At 48.2% G+C, this 15,330-nt stretch carries 17 protein-coding genes and 1 riboswitch; of the genes, 11 read left to right on the forward strand and 6 right to left on the reverse strand.

The annotated features are described in order from the left end of the window. The 10 genes from AC14M5_RS00005 to AC14M5_RS00050 all read left to right on the forward strand — a co-directional run. A partial coding sequence (locus tag AC14M5_RS00005) for a hypothetical protein (protein ID WP_484027556.1) occupies positions 1–1,108 on the forward strand: 1,108 nt, incomplete at its 5' end. A gap of 325 nt (positions 1,109–1,433) precedes the next feature. Further along, positions 1,434–2,366, forward strand: coding sequence for an alpha/beta hydrolase (locus AC14M5_RS00010; protein ID WP_484027557.1), 933 nt, complete (start codon positions 1,434–1,436; stop codon positions 2,364–2,366). A 9-nt stretch (positions 2,367–2,375) separates the two neighbouring features. Then, positions 2,376–5,087: a valine--tRNA ligase gene (locus tag AC14M5_RS00015; RefSeq protein ID WP_484027558.1), complete on the forward strand. Its 2,712-nt coding sequence runs from the start codon at positions 2,376–2,378 to the stop codon at positions 5,085–5,087. 160 nt (positions 5,088–5,247) lie between these two features. Further along, entirely contained in the window at positions 5,248–5,760 is a 513-nt protein-coding gene (locus AC14M5_RS00020) for a GNAT family N-acetyltransferase (RefSeq protein ID WP_484027559.1), read from the forward strand. A 126-nt stretch (positions 5,761–5,886) separates the two neighbouring features. Beyond that, complete coding sequence (locus tag AC14M5_RS00025) at positions 5,887–6,147, forward strand: hypothetical protein (protein WP_484027560.1); 261 nt, start codon at positions 5,887–5,889, stop codon at positions 6,145–6,147. 181 nt (positions 6,148–6,328) lie between these two features. Continuing rightward, entirely contained in the window at positions 6,329–6,826 is a 498-nt protein-coding gene (locus AC14M5_RS00030) for a hypothetical protein (RefSeq protein WP_484027561.1), read from the forward strand. A gap of 97 nt (positions 6,827–6,923) precedes the next feature. Beyond that, complete coding sequence (locus AC14M5_RS00035; protein WP_484027562.1) at positions 6,924–7,115, forward strand: 4Fe-4S binding protein; 192 nt, start codon at positions 6,924–6,926, stop codon at positions 7,113–7,115. 44 nt (positions 7,116–7,159) lie between these two features. Beyond that, positions 7,160–7,276: riboswitch (FMN riboswitch) on the forward strand. Between the two features lie 151 nt (positions 7,277–7,427). After that, positions 7,428–8,198, forward strand: coding sequence for an ABC transporter permease (locus AC14M5_RS00040; RefSeq protein WP_484027563.1), 771 nt, complete (start codon positions 7,428–7,430; stop codon positions 8,196–8,198). A 111-nt stretch (positions 8,199–8,309) separates the two neighbouring features. Beyond that, complete coding sequence (locus AC14M5_RS00045; RefSeq protein ID WP_484027564.1) at positions 8,310–9,290, forward strand: ABC transporter substrate-binding protein; 981 nt, start codon at positions 8,310–8,312, stop codon at positions 9,288–9,290. A gap of 111 nt (positions 9,291–9,401) precedes the next feature. Then, a complete protein-coding gene (locus tag AC14M5_RS00050) occupies positions 9,402–10,148 on the forward strand; it encodes an ABC transporter ATP-binding protein (RefSeq protein WP_484027565.1) in 747 nt (248 codons plus the stop codon). Between the two features lie 39 nt (positions 10,149–10,187). Here the strand turns inward: AC14M5_RS00050 and AC14M5_RS00055 are convergent, their stop codons facing one another. Then, positions 10,188–10,775, reverse strand: a complete 588-nt coding sequence (locus tag AC14M5_RS00055; RefSeq protein WP_484027566.1) for a hypothetical protein — start codon at positions 10,773–10,775, stop codon at positions 10,188–10,190. A 159-nt stretch (positions 10,776–10,934) separates the two neighbouring features. Between AC14M5_RS00055 and AC14M5_RS00060 the strand changes: the two genes are divergently transcribed. Next, positions 10,935–11,645, forward strand: a complete 711-nt coding sequence (locus AC14M5_RS00060) for a hypothetical protein (RefSeq protein WP_484027567.1) — start codon at positions 10,935–10,937, stop codon at positions 11,643–11,645. 72 nt (positions 11,646–11,717) lie between these two features. Here AC14M5_RS00060 and AC14M5_RS00065 read toward each other — a convergent pair whose 3' ends face one another. From AC14M5_RS00065 to rsgA, 5 genes are all read right to left on the reverse strand, one after another. Then, positions 11,718–12,545 carry a toll/interleukin-1 receptor domain-containing protein gene (locus AC14M5_RS00065; RefSeq protein WP_484027568.1) on the reverse strand — a complete coding sequence of 276 codons (828 nt, stop codon included), beginning with the start codon at positions 12,543–12,545 and terminating at the stop codon, positions 11,718–11,720. Between the two features lie 38 nt (positions 12,546–12,583). Continuing rightward, positions 12,584–12,814, reverse strand: a complete 231-nt coding sequence (locus AC14M5_RS00070) for a DUF2277 domain-containing protein (RefSeq protein WP_484027569.1) — start codon at positions 12,812–12,814, stop codon at positions 12,584–12,586. A 9-nt stretch (positions 12,815–12,823) separates the two neighbouring features. Then, positions 12,824–13,090 (reverse strand): hypothetical protein, encoded by a 267-nt coding sequence (locus AC14M5_RS00075; RefSeq protein WP_484027570.1) that lies wholly within the window; start codon positions 13,088–13,090, stop codon positions 12,824–12,826. Between the two features lie 148 nt (positions 13,091–13,238). After that, entirely contained in the window at positions 13,239–14,228 is a 990-nt protein-coding gene (gene holB / locus AC14M5_RS00080) for a DNA polymerase III subunit delta' (protein ID WP_484027571.1), read from the reverse strand. Positions 14,229–14,420: 192 nt separating this feature from the next. Next, positions 14,421–15,329 carry a ribosome small subunit-dependent GTPase A gene (gene rsgA, locus AC14M5_RS00085; protein WP_484027572.1) on the reverse strand — a complete coding sequence of 303 codons (909 nt, stop codon included), beginning with the start codon at positions 15,327–15,329 and terminating at the stop codon, positions 14,421–14,423. Position 15,330 lies beyond the last annotated feature (1 nt).

The raw sequence follows: 15,330 nt of genomic DNA on the forward strand, positions 1-15,330 counted from the left end.
TCTTTTTTTGGCGATCATCCTGATCCCATTCCTCAGATCCTTTGATAACACCGGGTTGGCTTGGAGTATCTTGTTTTCAGTAATAGCCTTCTATACAAAAGCTTATTTTGTATTGGGCTTTGGAATCGTTGCCTCCTACTTATTTCTGTTTATTTCGAAGAAAAAAGGGATCGTTTACGCCCTTGTTTTCATCGGGCTGGCTGCGGTGACAGCCGTCGCGATGCGTTTGAGTTTTCCCTTGTATTTCATAAACACCATTGCCGGGAATGTTTCCAACACATTCAGGACCTTCGAGAATTTATATTCCCAGTTGATACAACTATTTCTGTTCTTCTATCCCGTGCTGATATTGACCACCCTCCTGCTTGTGATGGAATTTGTGAAGAAGAAAAGAGGATCACCTGAAGCCAAAACCACAGGAATTATTTTCAACTTTTCGGTGTGGGATCAACCCCTTGCCGACAAGTCCGTGAATTATTTTCTTTATTCCCTCATCTGCACCTTTCTCGCTTTTCTTTTTATCCTCGGGCCTCACGTGGGAAATTATCTGAACTACGCCTATCAATTGCTGGTGCCAACCTTCTTTTTCTGGTTTTTCCAAAAGCTTGAACTCAAAAAAACACAGGGAGTTTTCTTGGCCGTGTTGGTCCTTTTCAATCTATTTTCCTGGCAATACCCCCTGCTTGATCCACGGATGCTGGAGCAGGGAAATTCGATAGAGTGGAAACAGCTTTATTCCTACTTGGAGCCTTCAGCGAATGTTCTGAATTCTTCGACCATCACTTCCAGATTGATCGATCTTGGGCTCACACCCCTGGATTCTGGCCAGACGATTTATTATTATTCGGTGAAGCCCTATGCAGATAACCCGTGGCTTGGGCCGGCCTATGATGAATTCTACCAAGACGGCCTGGAATACACGGAGTTCATCAATGATTCGATAAGAAACCAAAAATTTGACCTGATTGTTACTACCAAGGACGTGGATATTTTTTATGATCTAAACCTGATCGAGGAGTACTACACTAGGACCAAGCAAATAGTTTTATACATGCCTCAAACACAGCAGAAATGGACGGTGGAGATCTGGTATCCACCGGGGAGGTAGATAACGCTTCTTGACTCTCCCAGCCTCGGCGCGTATAATGCCGACATTCAGAAGTAGTACGCGAAAAATACCTGATAGAGAAGGATGCGCGCGGTGGAAGCATCCGCAGGAAATCATCGCCGAAGTCATCTGAATCCACTGGCGAAGAAAGCCTGTTCCCTGAACACTGGTCACTAGACCGCCACGGGGTTGCCCGTTACAGCATGGACCGATGATTGTCGGTCACCGAGTGCGCCGCACGAAACGGCGAATTGAGGTGGTACCGCGAAGCACACGCTTTCGTCCTCATGATGGATGAAGCGTGTTTTGTTTTAAGGATATTGAAATGACTGATCGAACCGACTTTTTCAGACGCTCGGAAGCCATGATGGCGTTTTATGCCGAGGGCAAGTACCTCGATGCGTTAAACGTCACCGAACAACTGGCTGTGGAGTTTCCCAATGAAACCGCGACCACATCCTATTGGCGAGTATGTTTGTTGAGCCGTGCAGGAAAGACCGAAGAAGCCTTGAAGGCCATGAGCACAGCAATGGATCAGGGAATGTGGTGGTCCGACGAGCAATTGCGGGCCGATGAAGACCTGGCTCCCCTGCAGGGGCTACCCACGTTTGAAGCAATGGTGGCCGAGTGTCGGGCGCGTCATGCCGCCGCACAAAAGGATTCGAAGCCTGATGTATTGATCCGTGTACCAGATGGAGACGCACCCTATCCATTACTGATCGCCTTGCATGGACGTGGCAGCAGCCCTGACCGCGATTTTCGAAATTGGGAGCCACTGCTAAAAATGGGCTGGATGCTGGCCATGCCGCAATCATCCCAGCTTGGCTCACCCAATACCTTTGTTTGGGATGATACAAGACGATCGCAGGATGAAATCGCTGCTCACTACGAAATGCTTATCGAGCAGCATGCGGTCGACCAGCAACGTGTAATCTTGGCTGGATTCTCTCAAGGCGCAGCGACGGCCATTCAGATCTGTTTGCGCGGACTCATTCCCGCACGCGGTTTTCTCGCGGTTGTCCCCGGGCGTATTGCGATGGATGACATCCACGAATTGCTGGTTTCAAGGCATGATACGCGCGGTTATCTGGTCGTCGGGGTCCGCGACCCTCGATACGAAATGTTCACCCAAATCCATACCCTGCTGAATCAAAATGGGATTCTATGTGAAATGGAAGACCATCCGGAAATGGGACACGAGTTCCCAAAAAATTTTGACCAATCGATCACAAAAGCCTTAGAGTTTTTGTTGACATAAGGAGCAAGAATGACCAAACAGGAATTACCCAAAGCTTACGATTTCAAAGCCACAGAGGGCCGCATTTACGCGATGTGGGAGGCGGGCGGATTCTTCAAGCCGCACAACGATCCCAACAAGCCAGATTTCGATCCTACTGTGAAACCGTTCGTTATTTCAATACCGCCGCCAAACGTAACAGGCGAGCTGCACATCGGCCATGCCATGTTCGTTTCGGTGGAAGACCTGATGATTCGCTATCACCGCATGAAGGGCTTCTCCACTTTATGGGTTCCAGGTACCGACCATGCAGGCATTGCCACGCAGCTCATGGTGGAGCGTGACCTGTTGCAAAAGGAAGAAGTGACTCGCGAAGAGATCGGCCGCGAAGAATTCATCAAACGTACATGGGATTGGAAGCATAAATACGGCGGCATGATTACGAATCAGATCCGACGCCTCGGCGCCTCCTGTGATTGGGATCGCGAACGCTTCACCCTTGACGAGGGGTTGAGTCGGGCAGTCCGAGAGGCATTTGTCCGCCTCTATGAAAAGGGACTGATTTATCGCGGCCCACGGCTCATCAACTGGTCGCCGGGACTAAAGACGGCTGTGTCTGACCTGGAAGTGGAATACAGCGATGAAGAAGCGAAACTGTATTACTTCAAGTACATGATTAAACAGGAGACTTCCGAAGTCTATATCCCTGTCGCCACGATCCGCCCTGAGACGATCCTTGGCGATACGGCTGTGGCGGTTCATCCCGAAGATGAGCGCTACAAGAAATTCATTGGCAAGACAGCCATCGTGCCGATCCTCGGGCGTGAGATTCCAGTGATCGCGGATGAATACGTTAGCATGGAGTTTGGCACAGGCGCGCTTAAGATTACACCTGGCCACGACCCAAACGACTATGCCATCGCACAGCGACATAACCTGCCCATCATCTCCATGCTGGACGTGGAGGCAAAGGTCAACGAAAACGGCGGCCAGTATAAAGGTCAGGATCGATTCGAAGCGCGTAAAAATCTCTGGGCTGATATGAAAGCCGCTGGCCTCGTCATCAAGGAAGAAAAATATATGACGACCATCCCGCGCTCACAACGCGGCGGTGAAATTGTCGAACCGATGATCTCAACTCAATGGTTTGTGAAAATCGAATCTCTAGCCGAAGCCGCGCTGGCTGCTGTCAAAGACGGGCGCATCAAGATCGTGCCCGAGCGATTTGAAAAAACTTATTACAACTGGCTTGAGAATATCAAGGACTGGTGTATCAGCCGCCAACTGTGGTGGGGACATCGCATCCCTGTCTGGTATTGCCCCGATAACCACATGACTGTGGCGTGCGAAAACCCAACGCAATGCGCAACCTGCGGCTCAAAAGATATTCACCAGGATGAAGACGTGTTGGATACATGGTTCTCCTCGGGCCTGTGGCCGTTCTCTACTCTTGGCTGGCCCGATGAAACTCCTGATTACAAATATTTCTACCCCACTTCCTACATGGAAACGGGTTATGACATTTTGTTCTTCTGGGTGGCGCGTATGATCATGAGCGGTTTGGAATACACAGGACAGATTCCATTTCATACCGTGTATTTGCATGGCCTCGTGCGCGATGAGCATGGACGCAAGATGTCCAAGACGACAGGCAATGTGATCGATCCGCTGATTGTGATGGATCAATTCGGCACAGACGCGCTTCGCTTCACGCTGTTAGTTGGCTCCACACCTGGAAATGACACCAATGTTGGCTTGAAGAAAGTGGAAGCCAATCGTAACTTCGCAAATAAGTTGTGGAATGCGGGACGCTTTGTGATCAATGCCATCGATTCGTTAGATAATCAAAAAGTTGAAGACTGGCCAGCGCTGAATAAAGAATTCTTGACCCTTGCTGACTCCTGGATTTTGGCAAAGCTCCAAACTCTCATCGGCAATGTGGAGCGTCAATTTCAAAACTTCCAGTATGGTCAGGCTGGGCAGGAGATTTATGAATTTATTTGGAGTGACTTTGCAGATTGGTATGTGGAAATTGCGAAAGCACAATTACAAAATAATGAAACGAAAGAACAGACAGCTGTAATTTTGACTGATGTGTTTGACACCTGCCTACGCCTGCTTCATCCCTTCACACCTTTTGTGACCGAGGAAATTTGGGGTCACCTGCACAGCGCCTTGCGCGAATCTTCATTGAGTGAGATTTGCAAAGACTGGCCCAATGCTTTGATCATTGCAAAGTGGCCTGAACCGCGTGATCCCGAAGGCTGGGAAGAATCAAAGATGGCTGACTTTGAGTTAATCCAGGAAATCGTACGTTCTATCCGCAACCTACGTGCAGAAAAGAATGTGGCTCCCAGCAAGAAGATTGCGGCCAATATTTCCGCGGGCGTCAAAACCGATTTGCTGAAAGCACAAACCACGGTGATAGCATCTCTTTCAGGTCTCGACCATTCACTATTCACCATTGGCCCCTCATTACCCGACAAGCCCAAAGACTCTGCCGCCCTCGTCGTTGGCTCTGTGGAAATTTACCTTCCGCTTGCAGGCATGGTAGACATTGCTAATGAAAAGGCGCGTCTGGAAAAGGTACTCAAGGAAGCCGAGTCGCACATTCAACGCCTGGAGAATCTGCTCGGCAGCGACTTTGCCAACAAAGCGCCCGCCGCGTTGATCGCAAAAGAACGCGAGAAGTTAGCCGCCTATAAAGATACAGCCGAGAAGATCAAGGCGCAATTGAAATGATTGGGTAGGGGCGGGGTTGCCCCGCCCGTTTCTATCTGTGTCACTCTGAGAGAGCGTTCTTCGCGAGCGAAGAGTCTCGCATAATTGGGAACGAGATCCTTACGCATTCGGGTACATTGTTGCCATAAAGCGGCTCAGGATGACACGAGAAGAGGTGTTTATGGATAAACCTGTATTTACAATCCGCCGTGCAGAGCCATCCGATGCTGAAGGGATGCACAAAATATATGCAAGCCCCAAAGCCATATGGGGAACGCTTCAACTGCCATACCCATCTGCAGAGAGCTGGCGCAAGCGATTGGCCGAGTCGCCCGATGGATATTTCAGTCTTTTGGCATGTGTTGAAGATGAAGCGGTAGGTCAATTAGGTTTGTACACCTTTCCAAATCATCCGCGCCGCAGACACGTAGGTCAAATCGGCATGGCGGTGCGGGACGATTGGCAAGGCAAAGGTGCTGGCTCTGCTCTCATGCAAGCCGCAATTGAACTTGCCGACAAATGGCTCAACCTCTCCCGCCTTGAATTGGAAGTGTATACAGACAACGAACCTGCGATCAGGCTGTACAAAAAATTCGGCTTTGTCACCGAAGGCACACATCACCGCTTCGCCTATCGCGACGGTCAATTTGTGGATGTGTATGCCATGGCAAGGCTGCGGGAAAATTCTGTTTGATTTGTTTGAAATGTAGGGGCGGGATAGTACCACTTCGTGGCACACGCCCGCCCCTACTCATGTCCTATGTGATGAAATAATTTTTTCTTGTAACATAGGCAATCATTCATTCTCTGGAGGAATCTCATGCAAAACGAAACTCAGTACATGCCCTGTCCCAATTGTTCGCAAAGCAATGCCAAGAAAGTCAGCTATACCTGGTGGGGAGGCGCGCTTGGCCCGTCCATGTTCACCCACGTCAAATGCCAGAACTGCGGCACGCAATACAACGGCAAAACAGGAAAGTCCAACCAGCGAAATATCATTCTTTATTTTGCTGTATCATTTTTGGTTGCCTTCCTTGTCTGTGGCGGTTTCGCGCTTTTTACAACCTTGATGAACAATTAGTACTAATCTCAAATAGCCCCGCGTCTTCTCCTGAACGTACAGCGTACTTGCTCGAGAGGGCCACCAAAAGACCGCCCGATTAATTTCGGAATTTGATAGGAAAAGAAAGCCGTGTGATTGTGCGCACAGCTTTCTTTTCATTAAAATGTTATTGTATAAACTTCGAATTAGTGAGGTCACAATGAAAGACAACTTTTCTCATCAACGTCGTATTCGAATTCTGCTTGTCATATTTATGATTGGTTTAACTGTTAGCGGGTTAACAGCCATCCCGGTTCATTGGGAAGCAACCATGCTCAAGCAGTTGTTTGGAACTGGTTCATGGTTTGCCAATGCTCTCCCTGAAGCTTCGATCTGGTTTGACCGTATCTATGAAGGAGTTCAAAAGGGATACGGTCAATATCCATTTCTCGCATATGGGACTGATTGGCTGGCGTTCGGTCATGTTGCGATTGCAATTGCTTTCATTGGGCCGTTACGCGATCCGATCAAGAATATATGGGTTATCGAGTTTGGAATAATAGCCTGTGTGTTGATTATCCCCTGGGCGGTCATCTTCAGTTTCGTGCGTAACATTCCACCATTCTGGACATTAATCGATATGTCCTTCGGAGTCTTTGGCTTGCTTCCACTTTGGTATGTACGAAAAGAGATTTTGAAGATAACCGCCGAAGCATGACAAACCCTCCTCAAATCAACGATATTCGTCACTAAACCTTCTTTGAACCTTCATGTATCTTTCAGACCGCACAAAAATACATCTAGGAGAACCTACAATGACCATGAAGATCAATGACGACTGCATCGCTTGCGGTGCCTGTGTGCCCGATTGTCCCACCGAATCCATCAGCGAAGGCGACGGCACCCTCTACGTGATCGACCAGACCACTTGCGTTGAATGCGAAGGACATCACGATTCGCCCAAGTGCGTATCCATTTGCCCTGTGGATTGCATCGTCAAAGCGTAATTGCGTTATCGCACCCGTTACGGGTATAATGCCAACAACTAAATATCGACCTTCGGGGCAGGGTGCAATTCCCGATCGGTGGTAAAGCCCACGAGCGCTTCGCGCATGACTCGGCGGAATTCCGAGGCCGACAGTAATAGTCTGGATAGAAGAAGGTATGGCAACACGACTCGTGTCGCTGTTTGGATTCACGCCCCGAAAACATTCCTTGTTTTCGGGTTTTTCTTTGTGGACGTGAAATGAACCGCTTCACACGCCGCTGATGCCTGATTCTGCGTCCCGATTGTTGATGCAAGCGAGGCGCATTTTTCTATGTCCACATACAAGCGTGTTCAAAATATCCTTCCAGCGATTCTCTCCATTGTTTTTGCTTTGACAGCCTGGCAACTAGCCGTGCAGTTGACTCAACTTCCGCGCTTCATCCTGCCTGCGCCTGTGGATGTCTGGTCACGTTTCATTAAATCCCTACAGGATGGAAGCCTGATCTATCACACAGGTATCACACTAGCCGAGATTATATTGGGATTGCTGGTTGGCATCACCTTTGCCACAGTGACAGGGTACATGCTTGCAAAATCACGCTCGCTTGAAAAAATCCTTTCGCCATATCTTGTGGCAAGCCAGGCGATACCTGTGGTGGCAATTGCGCCGCTGCTGGTCATCTGGCTGGGGGATGGGATTCTCTCAAAGGTAGTCATCTGCGCCTTGATCGTGTTCTTCCCTGTTTTGGTGAATACAGTCATCGGAGTACGCGCGGTGCCATCCGCGTTATATGACCTGATGCATTCCAACCGCGCCACACGCTTGCAGATTATGTTGAAACTCGAAGTCCCTGCTTCGCTGCCCGTTCTGCTCGGCGGGTTAAGGATCGGTGCTACCTTATCTGTGATCGGCGCCATCGTTGGTGAATTGGTAGATGCAGAACAAGGACTCGGATTCCTTTTGCAGCTTGGCGACTTTCAATATGATACATCCATGGTCTTTGTGGCTGTCTTCACGTTGATCGCGCTGGCATTGTCACTGTATGGCGTGGTGACATTGCTCGAAAGAAAATTTTTGAAATGGCAAAATACTCCGTCCTGAGCGGAGCCGCATGTTCTTTATGCGGTGTAGTCGAAGGACAGGAGCGCTTCGACTGCACTCGCGAAGTTCGCTCGCTCCGCTCAGCGCGAAGAAAATTCAAAGGAGACAACAATGTTTAGAAAATTAGTTTTACTCATGCTTGGGCTGGCACTCAGCCTTTCGGCCTGTGGCAGTTCACAGGGCGGTAATGATGCGGGCTCAATCCGCAAGATAAAACTGCCGATGGGCTACATCCCGAATATTCAATATGCGCCGTTCTATGTCGCAGTCGATAAAGGTTATTTTGCCGAGGAGGGGATCGAGATCGAATTCGATTACTCCTTCGAGACCGACGGCGTGGCGTTGGTGGGTGCGGGCGAGCTGCCGTTTGCAGTGGCTTCCGGTGAGCAGGTTTTGCTGGCGCGTTCACAGGGATTGCCCGTGGTGTATACCTTCGCCTGGTATCAGCAGTTTCCGATCTCGGTCATTTCTGCGCCTGAGTTGAATATCAATGGGCCCGCTGATTTGAGCGGACAGGATATTGGCCTGCCTGGTTTATTCGGTGCGAATTACATTGGTTTGCAAGCCTTGCTTTTTTTTGCAGGGCTTACGGCTGACGATGTGAAGATGGATGCGATTGGCTTTAATCAAGTGGAAGCATTCGCCAGCGGACAAAAAGATATTGTGGTGGGTTATGCCGCGAACGAACCCATCGTTTTGGCTTCACAAGGTTTTGCGTCGAACGAATTGCGTGTGGCCGATTATGTGCAGTTGACTGCAAACGGAATCATCTCAAGCGAAATGACCATCAAGGATGAACCTGAGTTAGTGAAGAGCATGGCGCGCGCCCTTGCTCGCGGCATTGCCGATACGATTGCAAACCCCGATGAAGCGTATGAGATCAGTTTGAAGTATGTTGAGAATCTTGCAGAGCAGGATAAGAACGTACAGATGCAAGTTCTGACAACCTCCATTGAATTTTGGGAAGCCGAACGTATTGGTTTTTCAGACCCGCAAGCCTGGGAGAACATGAACGATCTTTTGGTCAAGATGGAATTGATCCCCTCGCCTGTGGATTTGAGCAAGGCGTTTACGAATGAGTTTGTGCCGTAATTTATGTCATTGCGAGGAGTGAACGATAGTGAACGACGAAGCAATCTCCAACAAAGTATGAGATTGCTTCGTCGGGAAGAGTACCCTCCTCGCAATGACATGGAAACCTAGATGACTGCAAAATCCATCCTCACCGTTCAAGACCTCTCCGTTGTTTTTCCTGATAGCAACGGTGGGTTGAACGCGCTTGAAAATATTTCATTCGATGTATCGCCGCGCGAGTTTATTTGTTTCCTTGGCCCATCGGGCTCTGGCAAAACAACTTTGCTGAGAGTCCTCGCGAATCTTTTAAGGCCTACAGCGGGGCATGTGCACTTCATTCGTCGCCAGCATCCGAAGATCGGCATGGTCTTTCAGCAGGCCAGCCTTATGCCCTGGCGCAGCGTGCTGGATAACATCAAACTTCCTCTTGAGTTGGAAGGTATGAATGAATCCAAAGCGCGGAAAAAAGCGCAGGAAATGATCGAACTGGTGGGGCTTCAAGGATTTGAAGACTCGTGGCCGCGCGACTTATCCGGCGGCATGGCACAGCGTGTGGGAATCGCGCGCGCGCTCATTCATGACCCCGACCTGCTCCTGCTCGATGAACCTTTTGCCTCGCTGGATGCGCTCACCCGCGAACGCATGTGGACGGAACTCTCCCGCATCTGGCAGGCAAAACAAAAAACAGTCATCATGGTAACGCATTCCATTAACGAATCACTGTTTTTGGCAGACCGTGTTCTCGTGTTAACCCAACGCCCCGGCAAAATAAAATTGGACGTGGAAGTTGACCTCCCGCGCCCAAGAAAAGATGATATTCGCTATACACCCCATTTCGGAAAGCTCGCGAGAAAACTTCGAGGGGCAATCGAATAAACAAAAGTTCCGAAGCTTCAAAAACTTCGGATTTTTTATTTATGGTGCAATTTGCACTACAAAAGTTAAACCTGTCTTCTTATAACGCCCGGTGACTTCCCAACATCCAAGCGTGGGGAATTCCACTCCTGTGAGCATGGCCTCCTCAATATCGTCGGCCATGGCATTGGTCGCGCCATAAAATCGAAGTGCGGGTGCTTCCGCATCCAACCTGCGCCCTATCACCACCAGTGCGGGTTCGGGTTCGTCTGGCAATGAATAAAAGCTGCTCCACCACATTATTTTTTGGGTATAACCATCAGGGGTCTTGGGCAAACCTGACCAGACACCGTTTGCATTAAGTGCAGTCCATAAATGTTCGGAGCCAAACCAGAACATACCGGGCCATGGAGCATTGGGAGAAAACGGCTCGGGCGCTTCAAAGGAAGGTACCTCCGAAGTTGTGACGGGGCAATCTGCCGAGGACATGGATAATGCGACTTCAGTTTTTGCGATTTCAGTCAGAGACGACGGTACGGGAATATCCGTCGGCATGCGGTAATCTTCAAGCAATTTTACGTCTGAAGTACAAGCAGTTGTAAGCAGCGCAAGCAGGATCAGGAGTACGAAGAATTTTATTTTTTGCATCACATCTCTTTCATATCCTATACACCTCCCAGACATCTCAAGTTCCATTAATGGAAACTCCAACCGATTGAATACTCCTTTCGATGGATTGAATTCGTCTGCATAATCCTTATAATACGGAAATATCCAAAAGTTCATTTATTTAGGAAGCGAGTTGATATGAAAAGAATAATATGGTTTGGGTTTCTACTGGCATTAGTTGCTGCCTGTTCAAATTTAAACAGAAACGTGGACAAATATACATTCAACATTACCCCCGCAGATTTTGTGGACGGAATCGATAACCCTTATCTTCCTTTTATTCCTGGCTCATCCTGGGTCTATGAAGCCACACTTGAAAATGGGGTAGTTGAACGAAATGAGATCATTGTCTTGCAGGGTACACGCGATGTGAATGGCGTCGCGGCCATTGTGGTGCATGACATTGTTTATGTGGATGGTCAGATTGTTGAGGGAACTTTTGACTGGTATGCCCAGGATAAAGATGGGAACGTTTGGTATCTAGGCGAGGCTGTTGATAATTACGAGAATGGCGCGGTCGTAAACCACGAAGGTTCCTGGGAATGGGGAGTGGATGGCGCCCTACCTGGCATTATCATGTGGGCAGATCCATCAGCACACGTGAACGAAGAGTATTATCAGGAATATTATGCTGGTGAGGCAGAAGATAAGGGACAGGTATTAAGTGTTGAAGAGAAAGTGGCCGTTCCTTTTGGAGAATTCGAGAGCGTGGTCAAAACCTACGACTTTTCCCCGATTGACCCCGAATTGCAGGAGCATAAATTTTATGCGAAAGGAGTCGGCTTTATCAAAGAGGTCAATTTAACAACTGGTGAAGAGGTGGTGCTGATCGAATTCAACTCGCCGTAGAAAGTTGCGGGAAGCGATTGAGTAATTGAAACAGATTACGAGTTGCGCCACATCAACTTTTTTCAGCTTTATTTATAGGCCAATCGCACGATTTTGCAAAGCTTTGAAGAGTTTTTCATACCCGTTTTCTAAAAATAAATCGACCCACTGAAGCCTTTTCAACTTTTCGGGAACTTTACAGTCTTCTAAGCGGACAGGAATAATAAATATTGTCTGATCAGGTTTTTCATCAGCCACATTCAAGGCTGCTCTTAATTCCTTTTGAAGATAGCCTTCCTTTGTTACCGATCGCGAAGATAGGCAAGCAAGGATTACATCAGAATTTCTAATCGCAGAATGAATTTCTGTTTCCCAATCCTGACCAGGCAGTAATTTTTCCTTATCAAACCAAGCATTAACTCCATCTTTCGCAAGGCGCTTATAAAGTTTCTTCACTTTGGCTTGATCATCGGACGCATAGCATAAGAAAACATCAAGACTCCGGAAACCAGTTTGTTTAATGAGTCCTGCTTCAAATAAGACATCTAGCAGATTTTTGTTTTTTACTGCCCAATGGGTTCTATTCAACTCCCAATTTTCGATGTCTAATTTAAATTTCAAATCAGACAAACTCGAAATGGGGATTGGTGGAAACGTATTATCTAACTCATACTCAATTATTACTGACCGAGTAGTCACTTTTATGTGCTTTATCTGTCCTATATGAGCGTCAAGACCGTGAGATTCTTCATAAACAAACAGTGAAGGAAGAGACATTAATTCTTCTATAACTTTTGCGTCAAGGTCTTTGTATTTTTCGAAGATACTGTCTGTAGTAAATTCAAATACTCTCTCCCTTTCGTATTGGTATTGAGACGCATCCCATCTACCAGATTCATAAGTGACCAACAAATTGTACAAACGTAACCTCCATGTATTGCTGATAATTAAGACCAGCTTTAAATAAGTATAGCATTTCCTCCATTAGATTTATTGTTATCCAATATTTCCAGCATCTTTCGCGTTGCCTCAGCGACTTCTTTGATCGCCTCTTGAAATGCTTCTTCATTTACCTTTGAAGGCTTTCGATACCCGCTGACCTTCCTTACATACTGCAATGCCGCTTCCCGAATCTCCTGCTCTGTGACGGGATGATCCATGTTGCGCAAGGGTTTAATGCTTCTACACATAATTATCTCCTATCTAAAACTCTGCTTTGCCTCGCCCGCCTTATACGGACGCATTGCAAAAGCAGACCATAACTCATTGACCGAAACTAGATTGATCCATTTCAAATCGGCAGTCTGGATAATGTCCCAGCCTTTGTCGCGGGTCAGGTCAGTTTGAATTTTGGATGAACCCTTAGGGAAGGAAATCCACAACATGGATTCGGGTTTAAGGATTTTCAATATTCTGGGAAAAAGCGCATCCAGTTCCGCTTTTGTTTTACAAAAATTTGTATCCAATCGGACTTCCGATCCAGGCTTTGTGAAATTTTAAAATCGTGTTTTAACTCATTCAGATAATTTTCAGGCGCGTTAATGACCGTAGCGCTCAAGCCGGGTCTGAGTTTCATCTTTTTTGCAAGTGCTGATTCTGTCATTTGATTCACCTTTAAACTTTCGGCCAGTCCAACAATAAGACTTCAGCCAGTAATCTTGAATTGACGTTACGGTCCATTTTTTCGAGAGTATTCTCGAGGTCGCTGACCACGCGCCGCGCAGTGGATAGATCTAACCGCCCGGCGAGGAATTCTATTTCCATGTTGCGGTCTATGTTGATGAGAGGCGTCTCCGCGCCAGCCACGCGCAGCATCACATCCCGCCAGTAAGAGAGCCAGATCATGATCGCCTGACGCATGGAATCTTTGTCTTTGGAGAGTTTATCAGCGTAGGAAAATTTCTCCACGCGAGGGGCAGGCAAAAGCGTTTGCAGATCGTTGAGTCTTTCCTCACGCTTTTCGAGAATGGTGATGTCATCAACGAGTTTGCGGGCATAGCCGGGACGTCCGCCTGAGATATGGGCAAGCAGACGGGCGCGCTCCTCGTCCACGCCGCGTTCGATCAAATCCGATTCGATGGCTTCGATGGGCAAAGGTCGCAGGCGCAGGATTTCGCAGCGTGAAACAATGGTGGGCAAAAGTTGTTCGGGGTTATCGGCAGTTAAGAGAAGGATCGCGTGCGCGGGAGCTTCTTCGAGAGTCTTCAACAATGCATTTGCGGCGTTGTCATTAGCTTCCTGAAAACGCAAAAATAAAGCCACGCGATATTTTGATTGATAAGGTTTTAGCGACATTGTACGCTGTACTTCGCGGATCTGATCCACTTTGAGAACGCCGCCCTCGGTCTCAGCCTGAATCACGTTCAGGTCTGGGTGTTGCATAGCTTCGATCTGTTTGCAATCGCGACAGGTTCTACAAGGAATGCCGGGCGCGATAGGGTTGGTGCAGTTCAATGCCTGGGCGAGGCGCAACGCCAAAGTGCGGCGGCCCAGGCCAGGAGGTCCACAGAAAAGATACGCATGGCGTGCCTCTCCGCGTGCCGCGTGTTGGCGGAGCATATCCACTGCCCATTCGTGCCCAAGTAAATTCCAGTTATCAGCCATTGGGGTAAGTATCAGGTGTCAGGTGCGGAGTGTCAAGTGCCGGGTAATTCGTGGTGCGTGAAACGGGTCTCGATACGCTCTTCGACGAGCACGAAGAGCTACTCGACCACCAGCTTCAAATCGTAAACTTGTGTTGACGGTTCGTCTTTCGCTCACCGTGTCGAAACATCAAAAATCGGCAATCGTAAATCGTTACTCTTGTCCTGCACTCAATCTTAAATAAGATTCGTATCGTTCAGGGTGAATTTTATTCGCTTTCAATGCGGCAAGCACGGCGCAACCTGGCTCGTGGCTATGTGTGCAATCACTGAATTGACAATGTGGGACGAGATCGCGTAACTCTGGAAAATACGCATCTATCTCTCCGGCTTCTGTATCCCACAGCGCAAGGCTTTTCCAACCCGGAGTGTCGGCCACGTATCCGCCGCCTTCCAATGCAAACATTTGGCGCGTGACGGTGGTATGACGACCTTTGTTCATCACTTTGCTGATCTCATTCACGGCCAGCCCCAGCCCCGGTTGAAGTGCATTCAACAAAGTTGATTTTCCAACACCGCTTGGCCCGGCCAGTGCAGAGATCTTATTTTTCAAGACATCGCGTATTTCTTCCAGACCCACGCCTGTTTTTGCTGAGGTGTAGATCACGCGATATCCAATGTCTTCGTATAAACCAAAAATCTCTTTCGCATTTTCAACCAGGTCAATTTTATTAGCAATGATGACAATCGGTATCTTTTGTTTTTCAGCGATGACCAGGAAACGATCCAGCATTCTTAATTTCGGATTCGGATTCGCACACGCAAACACGAATACTACCTGATCGGCATTTGCCAGCAGCACTTGTTGATACTCACCTTGCGGGCGCGGGTCCAACCTGACCAAAGCCTGCTTGCGCTCTTCGACCTTTTCCAACGCCCCGCTGCCGTCATCCAAAAGTGTAATGGTGACATGATCGCCAAGAGCGGCAATATCACCTTTAGCCCTGCCCTGCTTCAATTTTCCACGTAACTGACAAATAACAAGACCCTCCCCGGTTTCCACCCAAAAGAAACCGGATTGGGCCTTAACGATCAAGCCTTGTTTGGTGATCTCGTTCGTCAAA

Source organism: Candidatus Villigracilis sp., assembly GCF_057083605.1.

What these genes read in the sequence shown, in the direction of transcription:
- AC14M5_RS00010 (WP_484027557.1), top strand. Translation starts at nt 1,434, where the DNA reads ATGACTGATCGAACCGACTTTTTCAGACGCTCGGAAGCCATGATGGCG.
- AC14M5_RS00015 (WP_484027558.1), top strand. Translation starts at nt 2,376, where the DNA reads ATGACCAAACAGGAATTACCCAAAGCTTACGATTTCAAAGCCACAGAG.
- AC14M5_RS00020 (WP_484027559.1), top strand. Translation starts at nt 5,248, where the DNA reads ATGGATAAACCTGTATTTACAATCCGCCGTGCAGAGCCATCCGATGCT.
- AC14M5_RS00025 (WP_484027560.1), top strand. Translation starts at nt 5,887, where the DNA reads ATGCAAAACGAAACTCAGTACATGCCCTGTCCCAATTGTTCGCAAAGC.
- AC14M5_RS00030 (WP_484027561.1), top strand. Translation starts at nt 6,329, where the DNA reads ATGAAAGACAACTTTTCTCATCAACGTCGTATTCGAATTCTGCTTGTC.
- AC14M5_RS00035 (WP_484027562.1), top strand. Translation starts at nt 6,924, where the DNA reads ATGACCATGAAGATCAATGACGACTGCATCGCTTGCGGTGCCTGTGTG.
- AC14M5_RS00040 (WP_484027563.1), top strand. Translation starts at nt 7,428, where the DNA reads ATGTCCACATACAAGCGTGTTCAAAATATCCTTCCAGCGATTCTCTCC.
- AC14M5_RS00045 (WP_484027564.1), top strand. Translation starts at nt 8,310, where the DNA reads ATGTTTAGAAAATTAGTTTTACTCATGCTTGGGCTGGCACTCAGCCTT.
- AC14M5_RS00050 (WP_484027565.1), top strand. Translation starts at nt 9,402, where the DNA reads ATGACTGCAAAATCCATCCTCACCGTTCAAGACCTCTCCGTTGTTTTT.
- AC14M5_RS00055 (WP_484027566.1), bottom strand. Translation starts at nt 10,775, where the DNA reads ATGCAAAAAATAAAATTCTTCGTACTCCTGATCCTGCTTGCGCTGCTT.
- AC14M5_RS00060 (WP_484027567.1), top strand. Translation starts at nt 10,935, where the DNA reads ATGAAAAGAATAATATGGTTTGGGTTTCTACTGGCATTAGTTGCTGCC.
- AC14M5_RS00070 (WP_484027569.1), bottom strand. Translation starts at nt 12,814, where the DNA reads ATGTGTAGAAGCATTAAACCCTTGCGCAACATGGATCATCCCGTCACA.
- holB (WP_484027571.1), bottom strand. Translation starts at nt 14,228, where the DNA reads ATGGCTGATAACTGGAATTTACTTGGGCACGAATGGGCAGTGGATATG.